This window comes from Caballeronia eucalypticola (assembly GCF_047608185.1).
Taxonomy (GTDB): Bacteria; Pseudomonadota; Gammaproteobacteria; order Burkholderiales; family Burkholderiaceae; genus Caballeronia.
The window spans coordinates 85,727-102,768 of the sequence record NZ_JBLKRU010000027.1; the positions used below are offsets into that span (position 1 = coordinate 85,727).

Below are 17,042 nucleotides of genomic sequence, written 5' to 3' on the forward strand. Positions count from 1 at the left end.
GTAAGGTTCTATTATTCAGGACGCTTTGGTTCTGGACGATTTGGTTCTGGACGCTTCGGCACGCTTGTCGTGCGTATACGTGAGTGCCTGCGCGGGACGCACAAACACGATGATCGCGATGGCCGCGAGCACTGCAACAAGTCCCAGCAGGACGAGACCCGCGCTAGTCGATGCATAGGACCGCTCCGCGGCCGTGCGCACCATCGGCGCGACGAAACCGCCAAGGCTGCCGAGCGAATTGATGAGGGCGATGGCACCAGCCGCGGCGGCGCCCGTCAGGTAATGCGTGGGAAAGGTCCAGAACAGCGGTTGCGCTGCAATGAGGCCGCTCGCCGCGAAGCACAATGCAATCAGCGAGATCACAGGTTGACCCGCAAGTCCCGATATCGCGATACCCGCACCGGCAACGACCAGCATCAACACGGCGAGCCATCGATGCTGCCCATGACGATCCGCATACCGAGGTACGACCCACGTAACCAGCACTGCGCACAACCAGGGGATGGCCGTGACGAAACCGACCTTCGCACCCACGTTCGCACCCAGCAACGCGGCCACTTGTTGCGGCAGATAAAAGATGACGCCGTACACGGACATCTGAATCAGGAAATACACGGCCGACAGGATCAGCACGCGTGGATCAATCAATGCGGCAAGCACGCCGCGCGGACCATGTGCCGACGCAGTGTGTGCATCCTGAGTCAGGCGTGAGAGCAGGAGTTCGCGTTGACCGGCATCTAGCCAGCGGGCCTTCGATGGATCGTTGTCCAGATACCAGAATGCCCAGATGCCAACGATGGACGCAAGAACGCCTTCCACCAAAAAGAGCCACTGCCAGCCCGCAAAACCAAACGCGCCATGCAGATCCAGCAATGCGCCGGACAACGGGCTGCCGAAGATGAAGGCGAGCGGCGCGCCGAAATAGAACACGCCTAATGCTCTTGCTCGCGCCGATTGCGGAAACCAGCGCGTGAGGTAATACACAATGCCCGGGAAAAAACCTGCCTCGGCCACACCCAGCGCGAAGCGCAAGACATAGAACATGGTGGCCGTATGCGCGAACGCCATGGCTGCGGAAACAAGCCCCCATGTCACCATGATCCGGCACATCCAGAGCTTTGCCCCGACCCGATGCAGCAGCAAATTGCTTGGCACTTCAAAGAGCGCATAGCCGACGAAAAACACCCCCGCTCCGAACGCAAAGGCCGCGTTCGACAGACCCGTATCGTGCTGCAGCGCTTTCTGCGCAAAGCCGATATTGGCCCGATCAAGAAACGCCAGCATGTACATCAGCAGCAGGAACGGCAGCAGACGACGCATCACCCGCGCGACGACGGCGTCCTCCGCAGTAGCGGTTTCGCTCATGCGTGTCTCCAGTTATTTTTATGTCGCGGGCATACTTATAACCTCGCCCGCAGCGGCTTCAATACGTCGCGCGGCCACCGGACAGATCGAAGACCGACGCCGTGCTGAACGCGCAGTCTTCCGAACTGAGCCACAAGATGAGCGAAGCCGCTTCTTCCGGCAGCAGGAAGCGGTTCATCGGGATCTTGGAAAGCATGTAATCGATGTGCTGCTGCGACATGGAATCGAAAATCTCGGTTTTGGCAGCGGCCGGCGTCACCGCGTTCACCAGGATGCCGCGCGTGGCAAGCTCTTTGCCAAGCGACTTAGTGAGACCGATCAGGCCGGCTTTAGAGGCACTATAGTGCGACGCATTCGGATTGCCTTCCTTACCCGCCACCGAGGCAATGTTCACGATCCGGCCGTAGCCTTCCTTCAGCATGTGCGGCACAACGGCGCGGCAGGTGAGATACGGTCCAATCAGGTTCACGTCAATCACGCGGCGCCATACGTCCGGCGCCAGTTCCCAGGTCGTACCGTTGCCGCCGGTGATGCCGGCGCAGTTGATCAGCACGTCAATCTTTCGATGCGCTTCCAGCGTCTGCTGCGTTGCCTGCTCAACCGATGTCTCCTCCGTCAGTTCGACCACGGCAACGCTGACCTTACCGGCCTTCGCCAGTTCTCCACGCGCTCGCTCGAGGCGTTCCGCATCGATGTCCCACAGCGCAACCTCAGCGCCCGAGGCGAGCGCACGTTGCGCCACTGCATAGCCGATACCGCGCGCGCCACCGGTGATTACAACGGTGCGTCCAGCCAGATCGATCTGGTTCATCGTGTCTCCTTTTGTCTTTAGGATGATTGTTTGTTTCGGCACTCTGTTTCGGCGCCTGCTTAAAGCCGCTGATGAATGAACTATAGAGGCGCTCTCATAGCAAAACAATCCGACTATTCGATGGTCCGATAGCAAAAGTGAATCACAACCTCTTAGAGGGATTGTTCGGGTTCGGGTTTAACCGGGTGACGCCTGCTTGTCTTAAGCGCCAAGCTTGGTCAATCGGTCGTTCTTGCCGCATTGGCCTCTCCGGGCACGCTGCTTGCACAAGCCGATAGGTCCATTGATTCAGGGGGTACATGGAAATCACCTAAGCCGGAGATGCCTCCGGTCATTATCGATATCACCATGCTGGTAGCCCGCTACGCGCATTTCACCTGACGGAGAACACTATGGAACCTGTATCACACGGAATTATTTTTTGGCTGATCATTGGCGGCATTGCCGGCGCACTCGCCGGCCGGATCGTTGATGGCGGCGGCTTTGGAATTATCGTGGACATCATCGTCGGCATTGTCGGCGCGTTCATTGGCGGATGGCTGGGCGGCGTGCTCGGCCTGCACATGGGCGGCGGGATTATCGGGTCGTTGATCACCGCGCTGATTGGTGCGGTAGTCCTGCTCTTGATCCTGAGGCTCTTTAGCCGAGGGCGAACCGTTTAGCCTCGGTCAAGCTGGGGAACCGCATAGCTGGAACAGGCGGCAACACCGGCAGTTCGTTTGATTGAAAAAATCCCGCTCAGGCGCTAAGCCAGAGCGGGATTTTTCTTTTGTCCGCGGCACGTTTTTCGTACATTCCCTTAGCACCGTCAGGTGAGTACAATCAGATGATTAAGATCAGGCATCCTGATCAGTTAACTCAAAGCTGATTTAAAACAATGCTTCATCCGGTTGATTTCATTGCTGCAAATTTCATCTGACATGCTCATTTTCCTTGCTCATTTTCCATGAATAAGCACAAAAGTACTGGAGCACTTAGGAGGCCAGTGCTTGCCGCACTGGCCGCATTGCTGGCGAGCGCCGCGTTCTGCGCGCCAGCCTTTGCCGACGTGCCGTCGCTCAAAGGTAAACGCATTGGCATTTCTGTCGCAGGAACAGAGCATTACTGGGACTTGAAAGCCTATAAAGGACAAATAGATGAAGTGAAGCGTCTGGGCGGGACACCCATCGCACTTGACGGAGGCCGCAAGGATAGCCAGCAGATCGCGCAACTCCAGGCGCTGATCGCGGAGAAGCCCGACGCCATCATTGAACAGCTTGGGACCGAGGCCGTGCTCGAACCGTGGCTCAGGAAAATTCGTGAAGCGGGCATCCCGCTCTTCACCGTCGATACCGTCAGCCCGTCGAGCATCAACGTGACGACATCGGATAATTTCTATATTGGCGAACAGCTTGCATTGAAGCTCGTCAGCGACCTGCATGGGGAAGGCAACGTTCTTGTCTTCAACGGCTTTTACGGCGTGCCGGTCATGGCAATGCGCTACGACCAGTTGCGCGAGGTCCTGAAGTGGTATCCAAAGATCAGGATCATCCAGCCCGAACTGGTCGACGTGATTCCGAACACCGTGCAAGACGCTTATTCGCAGGTCAGCCAGTTACTCGCCAAGTACCCGAAGGGCACCGTGCAAGCTATATGGGCCGGCTGGGACATACCGCAGATCGGTGCAACGCAGGCGGTTGACGGGGCGCACCGCACGGAGATCAGGACCTATGCGGTTGACGGGAGTCCCAACTTCGTTGCGTTGGTCAAGAACCCTCGGTCCAGCGCTGCGGCCGTGGTAGCACAACAGCCTTACCTGATCGGCAAGACCGCCGTGGACAACGCAGCGCGCTATCTGGCGGGCGATCGCACGTTGCCTCTGGTCACCTATGTGCCGTCGATCCTCGTGAGCAAGGACAATGCCGCAGAAGCGCAAAAGTCGCTGGGGCAATCCGATGCCAAGTGAGACTTCCTCCTAGCCCGCACCGGATATTTTCATGCCATCAGGATAGCGAATCAATTTGCCTCAGTCGCGAACCTCGGGAATCCAGCCCGCCTTGGCCACATCTGCCCGCCTGAAATCCACAAACCGGGACTCGAGATCCGCGATGGTGTGAATATCGTTCTTGACGAGATCGTCGCGCGTGATCAAAGCGGGCTTTATTTCAATCCTGTGGCCTGGGTCCTGGCCCGCCACCAGCAATGCCGCGGCGCGCACCGAAACCGCACCCACGACGGCCGGATTGGTCGCGGCAGTGGCAACCCACGAACTCCCCGGCGCCCGGATTGCCTCGATGTCAGCCGTCGAAATATCGGCGCTATAGATCCGGACCTTCGAAGCAATGCCCGCTTCGTCCGCAGCCAGTTTCGCGCCGCGAGCGAACTCATCGTAGGGCGCAAAGACCACGCGTACGTCAGGATGCGCCCTGTACGCCGCCGCAGCCTGGTTCGCCACCGACTGCGCAATCGGGTTGTCCACCGTGCCGAAACGCGCCGCCTCTGTGACCTTCGGATGCGCAGTCTTGAAAGCCTTCCACACCGCGTCACGCCGGTCTAGCGGAGCGAAGCCCGGCACATAGACGTATGCGGCGGCAAACGCATCGCCGTTATCTTTGACGGCCTGATCGAGCAGCAATGTCGCGAGATCATGGTCGCTCTGCTCGATTTGCGGAACCTTCGGGTTGCCGAGATCGACGTCAAAGGCGACGACCTTGATGCCTTTATCAAGCGCCACCTGCACCACGTCCTTCAGGGACTCCGGCAGACCATGATTCACGATAATCGCGGCAACGCCCAGATTGATCGCTTGCTGGATCTGGTCGCGTTGCTGCGCTGCGTCCTGACGGCCCTCGTAAATGCGCAAGTCGACGCCCAGTGCCTTAGCCTGCTTTTGCGCGCCGGCCTCATAAGCCTGAAAGAAATCGCCGGTCGACAGATAGTTGACCAACGCGATCCTGACACCGCCCTTATTGAACGGTGCGGGCGCATTGGGTAAGCCGCCAACTGCATGGGCGGAGATGCTGCCCGCAAGCAGCGCGGTGGCGATCAAGCGGCCGATAGGTTTAAGCATTTAAGGAAGGTTTCCGTTTTTGTGGAGTAAGCGTGGGGACCACGTTTGATTGAAGAGGCACGACCCTTTTATCGACGACCCGCTTCTAGTTCCACGGGTGGCGCGCCGGCTTGATGCCGTTCAAGTAATAGTTGCCCACAAGGTGATATTTCCAGCGTACGGGATCATGCAGCGTATGCGTGCGCGCATTGCGCCAGTGACGGTCAAGGTTGTGCGCGGCAAGCGTCGACTGCGTACCCGCCAGTTCGAATAACTTTTCACTTGCCAGCAATGCGATCTCAGTCGTCAGAACCTTTGCTTCGCCGACCGCTACCGATGCCCGGGCGATATCGTCTTCGCTCGGCGGATGCGCTTGCGTTGCAATGGCGTCCAGCGTGCGCGCCGCGCGTTCGAGCAACGCCTCCGCCGCGTGCAACTGGATGTGAAGATGACCTACTTCGCGTACGACAAGCGGATCGTCGCTTGCGCGCTCCACGCCGCTATCGATCCATGGCCGCGAGCGCTCACGTACAAATTCAAGCGTGTCGTCCACGGCCGCCCGCCCGATACCCGCATCGATTGCTGCCTGGATGATCTGCGAAATAGGGCCATTGAGCGTCGGCAGATCCGATACGCGAAACGCTGGGAATACGTGGGATGCGGCAACCCGTACCTGGTCCGCGATAACGGTGCCGCTTGCAGTCGTCCGTTGGCCGAAGCCCGACCAGTCGTCGATCACCTGCAAGCCCGCGGTACCCGCCGGAATGTAGGCAAGCCAACCACGGCGTTCGTCGTCGAGACCCAGGATGGGCACGTAGTGCGCAAACAGCGCGCCGGTTGAATAAAACTTCGTGCCATGGACGACATATTCGTCACCCTCGGCCGTGACGCGCGTCTTCAGGTCAAGGACGTGCTTCGTTCCCTTCTCGGAGAAGCCGTTGCCGAAACGCTTGCCCTTCAATATCTCACCGAAGAAGAAGCGTTTTTGCTCAGGGGTCCCGGTGAGCGCAATGACATCGACGAGACCCAGATGATTCTGTGGCAACTGCGCCAGCGACGGATCGGCCACAGCAATGATCTTGATGACTTCGGTCAATGTCACATACGACACGCCCGCACCGCCATACTCTTTGGGTACGGTGATCGCCCATAAGCCCGCTTGCGAAAACCAGTCGATTTCCTCGTGGGGCAAGCGCCGTTCGCGGTCGCGCTCGCTGGCGTGTTCTGCCAGGCGAGCGGCTACTTCGTGGGCACGCGCAATGGCTTCGGCATCGTCACGGATGATATGTGCGGGCCTTTGTTCTGAACGTTCGTTTGCATGAATAGATGCGGGACGCGCCGCTGCATCTTGCGGAATGGCTGACATGCTTACCCTTTTATGTGTCGGTTCGACATCAATCTAGCAGCGCCATGACCGGGCGCAAACCGAACGATAACGCTAAGCACATCAACAGAATGCTTCTACGCTTAGCTCGTTTACTGCTGAAACGCCAAGCCAGATTGAATTCATCGCGCCTCTTGTTTTCCGATGCTGAACGTGAAGGCCAGCGCGCCAACAAGCAACGCGCCCTTGATGAAATCCTGCATGTAATAAGGGGCATTGAGCATCGTCAGTCCGTTGAGCAACACGCCAACAAACACGGCGCCGACGGCCGAGCCAAGAACGTTGGGACGCTTCGCACCCCAGACCGCATAACCAATCAGCGCGGCGGCAACCGCATCCAGCAGCAGCGAATTGCCGGCGCCCACATCGCCACGCCCGACTCGCGCGGCAATCAACGCACCACCGAGCGAAGCAATCACGCCCGACGCAACATACGCCGCCACCCGGTAACGCGCCGTTGGCGCACCCGCGAGCCGCGCGGCTGTTTCGTTGCCGCCGGTCGCATAGAGCACGCGTCCCCATCGAGTAAATTCCATGACGAGCACCGCGACCAGCGTGACCACCGCGAGCACGATGACCGGCACCGGGACGACATCCAGCCAGCGAGCCCGGCCCAACGCCAGGAAGGCCGCTGGAAACGCGCCGGTGGCCTCGGTGCCGTCCGGCAGGATCGTGCCGGTTGCGAGCGATCGCCCTCCTGTTGGAATCAGTTGCAGTCCCGCTAGCAGGAACAAGGTGCCGAGCGTGGCGAGCTGGTCCGGGACGCGAAGACGCGTGATCAGCAAACCATTAAAAAGCCCCGCACTGACCCCTAACGCAAGGCACGCAGCAACAGCGGCGAACGCGTTGCCATGCCACACAACGAGCACGTAGCTCGCGGCCATCTGCGCGGTTGCCGCCGTACTGCCGACCGATAAATCGAAGCCGCCGACCGCTAGCGTGATGCTGACGCCCACGGCCAGGAGCGCGACAATCGACGCAGCCTGCAAGATGCTGAACAGATTGTCCACGCTCAGGAACGCGGGCTCGCGCCATGTAAAAACCACACCCATTGCGACCAGGAGCAACAAGATGCCGCTGCGTTCCAGCTTCGTCCTGATGCTGGTGCGTCTGAACTCCGTTCGAACAGCGGAGCTCGCTGCGGTAGAAGCGCCAAGTTTCATGCGTCAGGCTCCGGCAAGATTTTCAATGTCTGATTCAATAATCGAACGATCAAAGTGCAGCACGCGGTCGGCAACTTCGAAGGCCTCCTCGATTGCGCTAACGAACACCACCGTCACGCGCCCCGCTGCATTCGCTCGCAACACATCGGCAATGTCCGCGCGAGCGCCGGCATCGACGCCCTGAAACGGCTCATCGAGCAACAGCACCCGTGCGGGTTCCGCATGCGAACGCGCGAGTACGACCTTTTGTTGATTACCGCCGGAAAGGTTGACCACGCGATCTGCCGGGCCGTTGCATCGAATGGAGAAGCGTTCGATGGCAGACGCAGCCTCTCGGCGTTCGCGGGGCCGGTTGATCCACCCGCTCTTGAACCAGTTCGATAAGAACGGAAAACTCAACGTGCCTTCAATCGATGCGAACGGCACGCTATCCGGAAAGAGCGACGAACTCCAGCGATCCTCGCCTACAAGGAAAACGCCACGGCGAATTGCGTCGGCAGCAGAACGCGGCTGCCATGGCTCGCCATCGAGTGTCATCGTGCCGGCAATAACCTTCTCGATACCAAATAGCGTTCGAGCTAGCCGCGATTTGCCGCCCCCTAAAGGTCCCGCAAACGCAACGATCTCGCCGCGAGCAGCATCGAAGTCGAGCGCGGGACCATCCGCACCCGGGAACAATTTAAGGCCTCTGACTCGAAGTCCCTCGTTCGCTGTCGAGCGCACCGCTTGTCGTTCGCGCGCCTTCGGTAATGCCCGGCCGATCATCGTTTCAGTCGCATCGTCGAAATCGATTGGCGTCTTTAGATTGGCTACGAGCCGTCCATCCCGGACGATGACCACCCTGTCCGCCATGCGCTTGAGATCGCCCAGCCGATGCGAGACCAGCAGCATGGCGACACCACGCTCGCGCAATGTGTCGAGTGCGGTAAAGAGACGTTCGGCTTCGGCAGCCGAGAGGCTTGCCGTGGGTTCATCGAGGATAAGAACCCTTGGCTTGACCGCGAGCGCCCGGGCTAGCGTAACGAGCTGTCTTGTCGCAAGCGGCAACGTGAATAGCGGCGCGCGCAGGTCCACATCGAGGCCAACCAGTTCCGCAATGGAACGTGCATCCTCGAGCCGCGCAGAGGGCCTGACAAACCATGGCGTCGCCGCATTGTTGAAGCGGTCGAGCAGGAGGTTGTCCGCGACCGACAGCGTGGGCACGACCGTGTCCGCAATCGACTGATGCATGGTCGCTATGCCGAGCGCCTTCGCTTCTTGCGGTGAGTCCGGTGCATACGGCTTGCCGTTCAGTTCAAGCGAACCGCCGTCACTTCCATAAACCCCGCTCAGTATCTTGACGATCGTGGACTTGCCCGCGCCGTTAGCGCCCATTAGCGCCACCACCTCGCCCGCAGCAACAGAGAGATCGAATCGATCGAGCGCGACAGTCGGGCCGAAGCGTTTCGATACCGACCGCGCGACTAGCATTCGCAAACCGGCCGGGACGACGTGGATGGAACGGGCGCGTCTTCGTCGTCGATATCATGCGCGGTCGGCTCATAGCGGATCAGCACCAGGAACCCGATCGGGATCACGGCGGCCAACGCAACGATCCAGAACATGTCGGTGCCGAACCGCGCCTTGAGGATCGGCAAGACGAACAAAGCGAGTGCACTGCCAATGCCCGCGAGCGACCGGCCGAAGCCCACACCCGTGCCGCGAATGGAGGTCGGATAAGACAAGGCCGGGTAGATCATCATCTGCGCGCCCGGGCCAAACCCCTCGGCGAACAACCATGTTCCCAGCATCAGCACGGCAAGGCCGATGCCAATCGCCGCCTGTGGATGTCCGATCAACGCCAGCGCAATCAGTGACACGAACTGCAACGCAAAGCCCGCTATTGCCACATGTCGCGATGGAAATTTATAGGCGAGCCGCATGCCGAGCAAACCACCCGTCAGCGCGAACAACACGTTCAGTCCAAGCGATGCCGCGATGGTTTCAAACACGCCGGCGCCCAGGAATTGCGACAGGATGGACGGCAGGAAAAACGCGATGGCGGTGTATTCGAACGGGATGCAAAGATTCATCACGCTGGCAACCAGCGTTCGCTGCAGATAAGGCCGCTGGAACAGCACGCGAAATTTCACGGGCGGCTGCGTGGACGCCTTCTGCTCTTTCGTATCGTGCACGGCATGTGCGTGAATACCGTAGGACTCCCTCAGGATTCGCACCGCTTCTTTCAGGTTGCCCTGATTTGCGGCCCACAGCGGCGACTCATTCATGAACTTGCTGCGCACCATGATGATGATCAGCGCCGGCACGGCCCCGAAGATCAGCGACGCGCGCCAGAGCCAGTCGGCGTGCTGCGCCGGCAAGAAAAAGTAGAGCGCGAACACGATCAGGAAACACACCGATGACGCCGCGTACCACATCGGGCACCACGCAGCGAGCCGCGACGCCTTGTTTCCTCGGCCGTTGAATTTCGAAAACTCGGAGAGGAATGCCATCGCGACCGGCAGGTCGATGCCTACACCGAGTCCCATCACGAATCTCGCCGCGATCAGAACCCAGACGTTCGGTGCGAGTCCCGCTGCAATGGCTGCGACCACGAAGAACAGCATGTCGGCCATGAAGACCTGATAACGACCGATCTTGTCGGTGAGCCATCCGCCGGCGATGCTGCCGAGAATCGTGCCGATCATGATCGACGAACTGACAAAGCCGCTTAGCGCAGGGGTCAGGTTGAATTCACGCGTGACGTCCTGAATGCCGTATGACAACGTGGTGAGATCGTAAGCGTCAAGGAACACGCCGCCTAGCGCGAGCAAGACAATCACGCGCGCATGAGTGTTCTTCGACAGGCTCGTGTTGATCAGGCGCGATACGTCGCTTGCCGATCCGATCGGCGATGACGCAGGCAAGACGGATTCAATGTCGACGGTGCTCAAGATACGGCTCCTTGGCTTGTGAGTTGCACGGGCAAAGAAGCTTTATACGGACAGCAATCGCGTCACGCAAAGAACGAGTTTTGCTTTCGATATGAATCGCCGGGTGGCAAGCCTTCACGGTCGCTTGCGTGCGCTGTATGAAAGTGCCGGCCTTTACAGCCTCGGGCATATGCAAAGCTGAAATCGTTAGAGCGCGCGTTCAGTTCGGCGACTAGATTGTCCGGTTGTCAAAGCGAAAATCGAGAATCGGCCGCCATGAGCAAAACCATCCATTTCAACGCTTTCGAGATGAACTGTGTCGGCCATCAGTCGCCCGGCTTGTGGTCTCATCCGCGCGACCGGTCATCGCAATACAAGGACCTCGAGTACTGGACCGATCTCGCAGAAATTCTGGAGAAGGGTTTCTTCGATGGCATCTTCATAGCCGATGTGATCGGATATTACGACGTCTATAAGGGCAGCAACTATCACGCGATCCATCAAGCGGCGCAAATACCGGTCAACGATCCGTTGCAGCTTGCAGCGCCCATTGCGATGGTGACCCAGCATCTCGGCATTGGCATTACGGCGTCGACGACCTTCGAGCATCCGTACACTTTCGCTCGCCGCCTGTCGACCGCGGACCATCACACTAAAGGCCGCGTGGGATGGAACATCGTGACGTCGTATCTGGAAAGCGGCGCAAAGAATATCAGCGAAGGCGGCTTGCGCAAGCACGCGAACCGCTATGAGGTGGCAGCGGAATATATCGAGGTGCTGTACAAGCTATTCGAGGGAAGCTGGGAAGAAGATGCCGTGGTCCGGGATCGTCACAACCGTGTCTTCACGCATCCCGAGAAGGTCCATGAGATAGGTCACCACGGCAAATACTTCGACGTGCCCGGCTACCATCTTTGCGAACCATCGCCTCAACGCACGCCCGTGCTGTATCAGGCTGGTGCATCGGGTGCCGGGAAGGCCTTTGCAGCCCAGCATGCCGAATGTGTATTCGTTGCGGCTCCGACGAAGGATGTGTTGAAGGCTTACGTTGCTGACGTACGAGAGCAGGCTGCGCAAGCTGGGCGGGATGCGAGCGGACTGCTGATCTATAACCTGGTCACGGTCATCGTGGATCAGACGGATGCCAAGGCGCAGGCAAAGTTTGAGGAGTATCGCCGCTATACGTCCTACGATGGCTCGCTCGTATTCATGTCGGGATGGACAGGTGTCGACTTCGGTCAGTACGCGCCGACCGATCTGGTGAAGAAAGTGGAAACCAACGCCATCGTCTCCGCTATTGAACATCTGGCGGGCGGTGCGAAATCCTGGACCATCGACGAACTCGCGGCATGGGGCGGTATTGGCGGCATGGGACCGGTGTTTGTGGGTTCCGCGGCTACCGTTGCCGATATTCTGCAAACATGGGTGGAGGAAACCGGCGTCGACGGCTTCAATCTCGCGTATGCAGTCGCGCACGAGACCTTCGAGGATATCGTTGAACACCTTGTGCCGGAGTTGCAGCGACGCGGCGTTTATCGGACGGAATATACGCCTGGTACGCTGCGCGAAAAGCTGTTCGGCAAGGGGCGCTTGTTGCCGGCCGGGCATCCCGGTGCGAGGTATAGGGATATCGAGGCGTTCAAACGAGGCGAAGCGGCTGGATCATTGGTTGCCTTGAGCGAATAGCGACGGCCAACAATTAGTCTTCTATTCCTCGGCCCACTTCGTGAGTTGTTAACCGGTCAACTCATGTAGCTTGCGCATACCGTCGCGCAACCAGTCCAGCAGCGAGTGTTCAGTGCCCACCGGCGCAGGTAGCTCGGTGTTCAGCTTGCGCAGGGTGTCTTGCTGTTGCGAAAGCACATGGCACATCTGCTGACCTATTTCCGGCCGGCTCTTTAACAATGGCGTCAGGTCCGCCTTGTCCAGCCGATAAATTAATGTCCGTGTCAAAGCCGTGACTTGCGCTTGAACCGGCAGTCCGGCGAGGACACCCGCTTCGCCGATCGAGTCGCCGGGTCCAAGGCGCGTGGATTCGATCGGGCCGGAGGGTCCTTTCACCACCACCGACAAAACGCCTGACTCCACAATCATCAGATAGTCCATCACCTCTTCTGCCTTGACCACCTCCTGATTCACTTCGTATTCGTGACGGGACAATCTCTTGGACAGCGCTTCAATTTCTTCACTCGGCAACGCGCGAAAAAGATCGACGTGTGACAGGAGCCGTTGCCGGCTGTCGGCAACGTCGTGGCGCGGCGGTCGCGGCGCGCTCAATGGCCAGAGCTCGATTCCCGCAGCGGCAAGATGGCGATGACACAGGTCGTAAAGCTGATTCGTCACGGTCACGGACTTGCTGATGTCATCGATATAAACCGTGACTTCGTATTCAATCGAGTTGATCGAAGCCTTCTTGATGAGCGCATAGGGTACCGGCGTTTGCAGCACCATGTTGCTTCCCGCGATGGCACGCTGCAACGCGCCAAGAACGCTGGCCGGGCGTTCTTCCGGGGAAATCTGGAGCGCGACGGACACGCCGTGAAGCGCAACCGGGCGACTGCTGTTGGTGATTTTCGCCTTGGCCGCCACGCTGTTCGGGACAATGACAACGTTGCCGTGTGAGGTAAGCAGGTGCGTTGCACGCCAGTTCATCTCCAGCACCTTGCCATCCACGCCGTCAACCGAGACCCAGTCCCCAATGTGATAGGGCTCGGTCGTATTCAGCACGATCCCGGCGAAGACATCGCTAAGCGTGCTTTGTATGGCGAGACCCAGCACGATTGCCAGTGCACCTGACGTGGCGACCAGTCCCGTCACCGGTAAGCCGAGCACGAATGCAAGCGAGGCGACCACTGCAGCTAGAAAAACCAGCGCGCCGAGTACGTCCTGGAAAAGGCGTTCGCGGTGCCATTGACGCGATTGGAAGGCTGCGTCCAGCGACATCGTCAGGAGACGCGCACCGATGAGCCACCACGAAACCTCGAGAATCTGGGCTGCAAGATGACGACCCGGAGACTCAGGCCACGGTGCCGGCGAGAAGGGACTCAGGGTCGAACCAAACAACAACGCGCTCAGCAGCGCGAAAATCACCAGTCTGAGCAGCAAGCGGATGGTGTCGTGGCGCGGAAACGCGGCGCGCCAGAGTACAACGTCCACCATGATCAACACGAAGCCAAGAACCAGTGGATCTTTCACAGGACTGCTCCTGACATAGAGGACCTTCAGTGTGACTGCGCAACAAACGGGTGGGAACAGTCACATGTTGTTTTATCTGAGTGCCTTCGCATTCTACGGTTTCCTGGCCTTATCCGTAGGACGTGTCGTGCGTCCGGCGATCACCACGAGCGCGATGAAACGCATGAATTTGAGTGCCGGACAGGAGGCGGCCTCGATTCGTCATACGCCTTACTCGCGCCTGAAATCCGGACCGTCAGGCCTTAGATAGAGCCTGCCGCTTTACAGCCTGCCAGTCCGCTCGCGCTTCCACCCACTCCGCGACCGCGAGCAGACGCTCGTCCTGTTGTGCCGCGCCGATCAGCTGAGCGCCGAGCGGAAGACCAGCGGGCCCGAGAGCAATCGGTAACGTAATGGCAGGGACGCCAAGGAAGGTCCATGGTGCACATAGCGCAGCGTCACCGGTGTAGTCAAGTCCAACCGGCGCTTCCCCTGTAGCCGGTGCAACGAGAAGCACGTCGAGGCGCAAATCCTCCTGCAGCCAGCGATCGAAGAGATGGGCCAGCCGCACCTGTGCAGTCCGCGCTCGCGCATAGTCGACACTCGATACGCCACGGCCCTCCTGGATCAGGGACGTCATGACCGAACTGATCAGGCCGGGTGACCGGTCAAGGAGCGCACCGTGCACCACGGCCGCTTCGACTGCCAATATTGCCGATATCAGCGCCCCCGTGTCCTCCAGTTCCGCCGGCAGATCGACCGTGACGACTTCCGCTCCATCGGCTTGCAGTCGTGCGGCCAGCCCGTTCAACGCGCTCTCCTGAGCCGGTTCCATCGCGCTGCCTATTTGCCTGCGCAAGATGCCGATACGGATGATCGCGCCGCCGTCGTTGCCTGGGTTTTTGTTCTTGCTGCGTACGTGTGAAAAGTGAAAGTCCTGGTCGTCGGAACCCGATACTACTTTGAAGGCGTATGCCGCGTCGCCGACATTGGCCGTGAACATTCCGATGTGATCCAGCGATGGCGCCAGCGGCAACACACCGCTTCTGGCAATGCTTCCATACGTTGGTTTGAACCCCACGACACCGCAGTACGCTGCGGGGCGAATGACGGAACCAAACGTCTGAGTTCCGAATGCAAGAGGAACAATCCCCGCTGACACAGCCGCAGCAGAGCCGCTGGACGAGCCGCCGGGTGTATGCTTTTTATTCCACGGATTGACCGTTGCTCCCGGATGGCGCCATGCGAACTCTGTTGTAACCGTCTTTCCTAAGATGGTCCCGCCTGCTTGCAGCAAGCGTGTCACTAGAACGGCATCGGCTTCCGGCGTGCGGCCCGCGTAGGCCGGCGAGTTGTATTCGGTCGGCATGTCGGCCGTGTCGATAAGATCTTTTATGCCGATGGGCACACCCGCTAGCGGCAAGCTGATTTCGGCTTGGTTGACCATGGGTGCGTCTGGCAGATAACTGAATGCGTGCAAACCCGGCTGGGTTCGTCGGGCGGTCTTATCGGCGGATTCAATGCTTTGCTGGATTGTTAGAACACCGCTCTCGACAGCACGGCGAATTTCGCGCAAGGTGGGGGCGTTTGTTGGTTCAGCCATCTCGTGAATAATCCCGGTATGTTCCGTGCTCTAAGCGACAGGGTGCACGCACCTTGATCTTAGCGCTAACGCCTTAGTATGCCAGCCGCTTGGGGCGAGGCAATAATGGGCTCATCGATGGCCAAAAATGGTTTTCGTTCGCACTTCAGGTTGGATGGGATGGTTCTGAGGGTAGTGGGCTGAGTCTATGCCGGGTTGATGCTTTTTAGGTTTTCGCGCGTTTGGTGTTAGCTGATTTCTTTATCACTATTAGCCACTGCGCGTGGCGGCGCGTCATTTCTTTGTCCAAAGCGACAAAGAAACGAAGCAAAGAAAACGCTTTCACCTCTCTAAAAATTAGGTCCGTCAGTAAAATCTATGGGCGAGTTCTGGCTCAGGAAGTTTGCCAAGTACGTGATATAGCGAGAGTTCCGTCATTTTGAAGGTGCGATATCCATAGGCTTTTCTCATAGTGACTTTGGCTTTGTTGTTCAGTCCCTCAACGATGCCACTGGAGAACGCCTTTCGCGCCCGGAAATAGTTGAGCAACAGCTCTCGATGGGTGCGTACTGTGCGAGCGAATTTCTTGAGCGGGTCGATGCGCGAGCGCATGACCTCGCTGCACCACTGATCCAGGAATTTGCCTGCCCATGCGGGTGACTCGTAGTCCCAGAATTGCTGGAAGTATTCTTTGAAGAGGTAGGCCCGTACGCTCTTGAGGTTATAGCGCAGCACCTCACGCAGCTTGATGCGCTGGGAGTCGGTCAGGTTCCCCGGGCGCTTGAGCAGACACCAGCGCGACTTCTTAAGCACCGGCTCGTAGCCGTCCTTGACCAGTTGGCGTGCTTCGCCCGCACGGACCTCGTCGATGGCAAGATTGAGTTTAGCGACGATGTGAAAGCGGTCCAGAATGTTCAGCGCCCCTGTGCAATGCAGTTTGATCATGTCCAGATAGGGTTTCCACATGTCCGAACACACAAACTCGATGCCCTGCGCCAGTTCCGTGCCGATCATATCGAAGAACTTCTGGAACGCTTCTTTGGTGCGCTTCTCGCCCACCCAGAGCAGGCGCGTGCAGCCCGCCTCGATCTGGTAGACCAGTGTCAGATACTCATGACCACGACCGTAGGCGATTTCGTCCACGCCGATGGCCCGGATATGCCCCAGCTCGCGATGCTCCAGACCCCATTGCACGACATAGGCCACGGCCTGTTGGACCTTCTCCCAACTGGTGTGGAAGGACTGTGCCGTGTCCTTCCATGAAAGCTTGCGCGCCCAGTGCGCCAAGTACAGCATGTACGCCCTGGTCAACTGGTGCTTGCCCATTGCCCAGGGCACCTCCTCTACCTTGACCCCACATCGCCTGCATTCCACGCGCCTCATGCTGTACAGTAAAAACACCGCAAAGCCCCAGATCGGGATGAACTCGAAGCGGCGTTGGGGCAGTTGGTCGTAGCCCCTGGCGGGTTGATGGCATCCTGAGCAGCACGCTCTGGAGCCTTTGCGCGGGCGCACATCGATCTCGATAGTATTGCTATGCATGCACAAGCGCGCGGTACCGTAGACGAAGCCAGGGAAATGGTGGCAGGCATTAAGCAGACGAGTCAAAAGCATGAGCAACAA

The 17,042-nt window shown here is 58.8% G+C and carries 13 protein-coding genes; 3 read left to right on the forward strand and 10 right to left on the reverse strand.

Annotated features, from left to right (window positions below; genetic code table 11):
• Positions 1 to 15: 15 nt before the first annotated feature.
• Positions 16 to 1,365 (reverse strand): MFS transporter, encoded by a 1,350-nt coding sequence (locus ACMX25_RS26685; protein WP_414953010.1) that lies wholly within the window; start codon positions 1,363 to 1,365, stop codon positions 16 to 18.
• Positions 1,366 to 1,423: 58 nt separating this feature from the next.
• Positions 1,424 to 2,176: an SDR family NAD(P)-dependent oxidoreductase gene (locus ACMX25_RS26690; protein ID WP_414953011.1), complete on the reverse strand. Its 753-nt coding sequence runs from the start codon at positions 2,174 to 2,176 to the stop codon at positions 1,424 to 1,426.
• A 392-nt stretch (positions 2,177 to 2,568) separates the two neighbouring features.
• Between ACMX25_RS26690 and ACMX25_RS26695 the strand changes: the two genes are divergently transcribed.
• Together ACMX25_RS26695 and ACMX25_RS26700 are read left to right on the forward strand one after the other, a co-directional pair.
• Positions 2,569 to 2,838 (forward strand): GlsB/YeaQ/YmgE family stress response membrane protein, encoded by a 270-nt coding sequence (locus ACMX25_RS26695; protein WP_414953012.1) that lies wholly within the window; start codon positions 2,569 to 2,571, stop codon positions 2,836 to 2,838.
• Between the two features lie 284 nt (positions 2,839 to 3,122).
• Entirely contained in the window at positions 3,123 to 4,121 is a 999-nt protein-coding gene (locus tag ACMX25_RS26700) for a sugar ABC transporter substrate-binding protein (RefSeq protein WP_414953013.1), read from the forward strand.
• A 60-nt stretch (positions 4,122 to 4,181) separates the two neighbouring features.
• Here ACMX25_RS26700 and ACMX25_RS26705 read toward each other — a convergent pair whose 3' ends face one another.
• From ACMX25_RS26705 to ACMX25_RS26725, 5 genes are all read right to left on the reverse strand, one after another.
• Complete coding sequence (locus ACMX25_RS26705) at positions 4,182 to 5,225, reverse strand: substrate-binding domain-containing protein (RefSeq protein ID WP_414953014.1); 1,044 nt, start codon at positions 5,223 to 5,225, stop codon at positions 4,182 to 4,184.
• Positions 5,226 to 5,310: 85 nt separating this feature from the next.
• Positions 5,311 to 6,570, reverse strand: coding sequence for an SfnB family sulfur acquisition oxidoreductase (locus ACMX25_RS26710; RefSeq protein WP_414953015.1), 1,260 nt, complete (start codon positions 6,568 to 6,570; stop codon positions 5,311 to 5,313).
• Between the two features lie 140 nt (positions 6,571 to 6,710).
• Positions 6,711 to 7,751 carry an ABC transporter permease gene (locus ACMX25_RS26715; protein WP_414953016.1) on the reverse strand — a complete coding sequence of 347 codons (1,041 nt, stop codon included), beginning with the start codon at positions 7,749 to 7,751 and terminating at the stop codon, positions 6,711 to 6,713.
• Positions 7,752 to 7,754: 3 nt separating this feature from the next.
• Positions 7,755 to 9,221, reverse strand: coding sequence for a sugar ABC transporter ATP-binding protein (locus ACMX25_RS26720; RefSeq protein ID WP_414953017.1), 1,467 nt, complete (start codon positions 9,219 to 9,221; stop codon positions 7,755 to 7,757).
• Positions 9,215 to 10,684: an MFS transporter gene (locus ACMX25_RS26725; protein WP_414953018.1), complete on the reverse strand. Its 1,470-nt coding sequence runs from the start codon at positions 10,682 to 10,684 to the stop codon at positions 9,215 to 9,217. Before ACMX25_RS26725 ends, ACMX25_RS26720 begins: the two co-directional genes overlap by 7 nt.
• 255 nt (positions 10,685 to 10,939) lie before the next feature.
• Here ACMX25_RS26725 and ACMX25_RS26730 point away from each other — a divergent pair, with 255 nt between their 5' ends.
• The gene (locus ACMX25_RS26730; protein WP_414953019.1) at positions 10,940 to 12,349 is read left to right on the forward strand and encodes an LLM class flavin-dependent oxidoreductase; all 1,410 of its coding nucleotides are present in this window, start codon (positions 10,940 to 10,942) and stop codon (positions 12,347 to 12,349) included.
• A gap of 48 nt (positions 12,350 to 12,397) precedes the next feature.
• On the opposite strand, the gene ACMX25_RS26735 is transcribed toward ACMX25_RS26730, so the two are convergent.
• From ACMX25_RS26735 to ACMX25_RS26745, 3 genes are all read right to left on the reverse strand, one after another.
• Positions 12,398 to 13,858, reverse strand: a complete 1,461-nt coding sequence (locus tag ACMX25_RS26735) for a mechanosensitive ion channel domain-containing protein (protein WP_414953020.1) — start codon at positions 13,856 to 13,858, stop codon at positions 12,398 to 12,400.
• Positions 13,859 to 14,093: 235 nt separating this feature from the next.
• Positions 14,094 to 15,440, reverse strand: a complete 1,347-nt coding sequence (locus tag ACMX25_RS26740) for an amidase (RefSeq protein WP_414953021.1) — start codon at positions 15,438 to 15,440, stop codon at positions 14,094 to 14,096.
• 345 nt (positions 15,441 to 15,785) lie between these two features.
• Positions 15,786 to 17,042 (reverse strand): ISL3 family transposase (locus tag ACMX25_RS26745; RefSeq protein WP_414950301.1); only part of this gene is annotated, 1,257 nt, incomplete at its 5' end.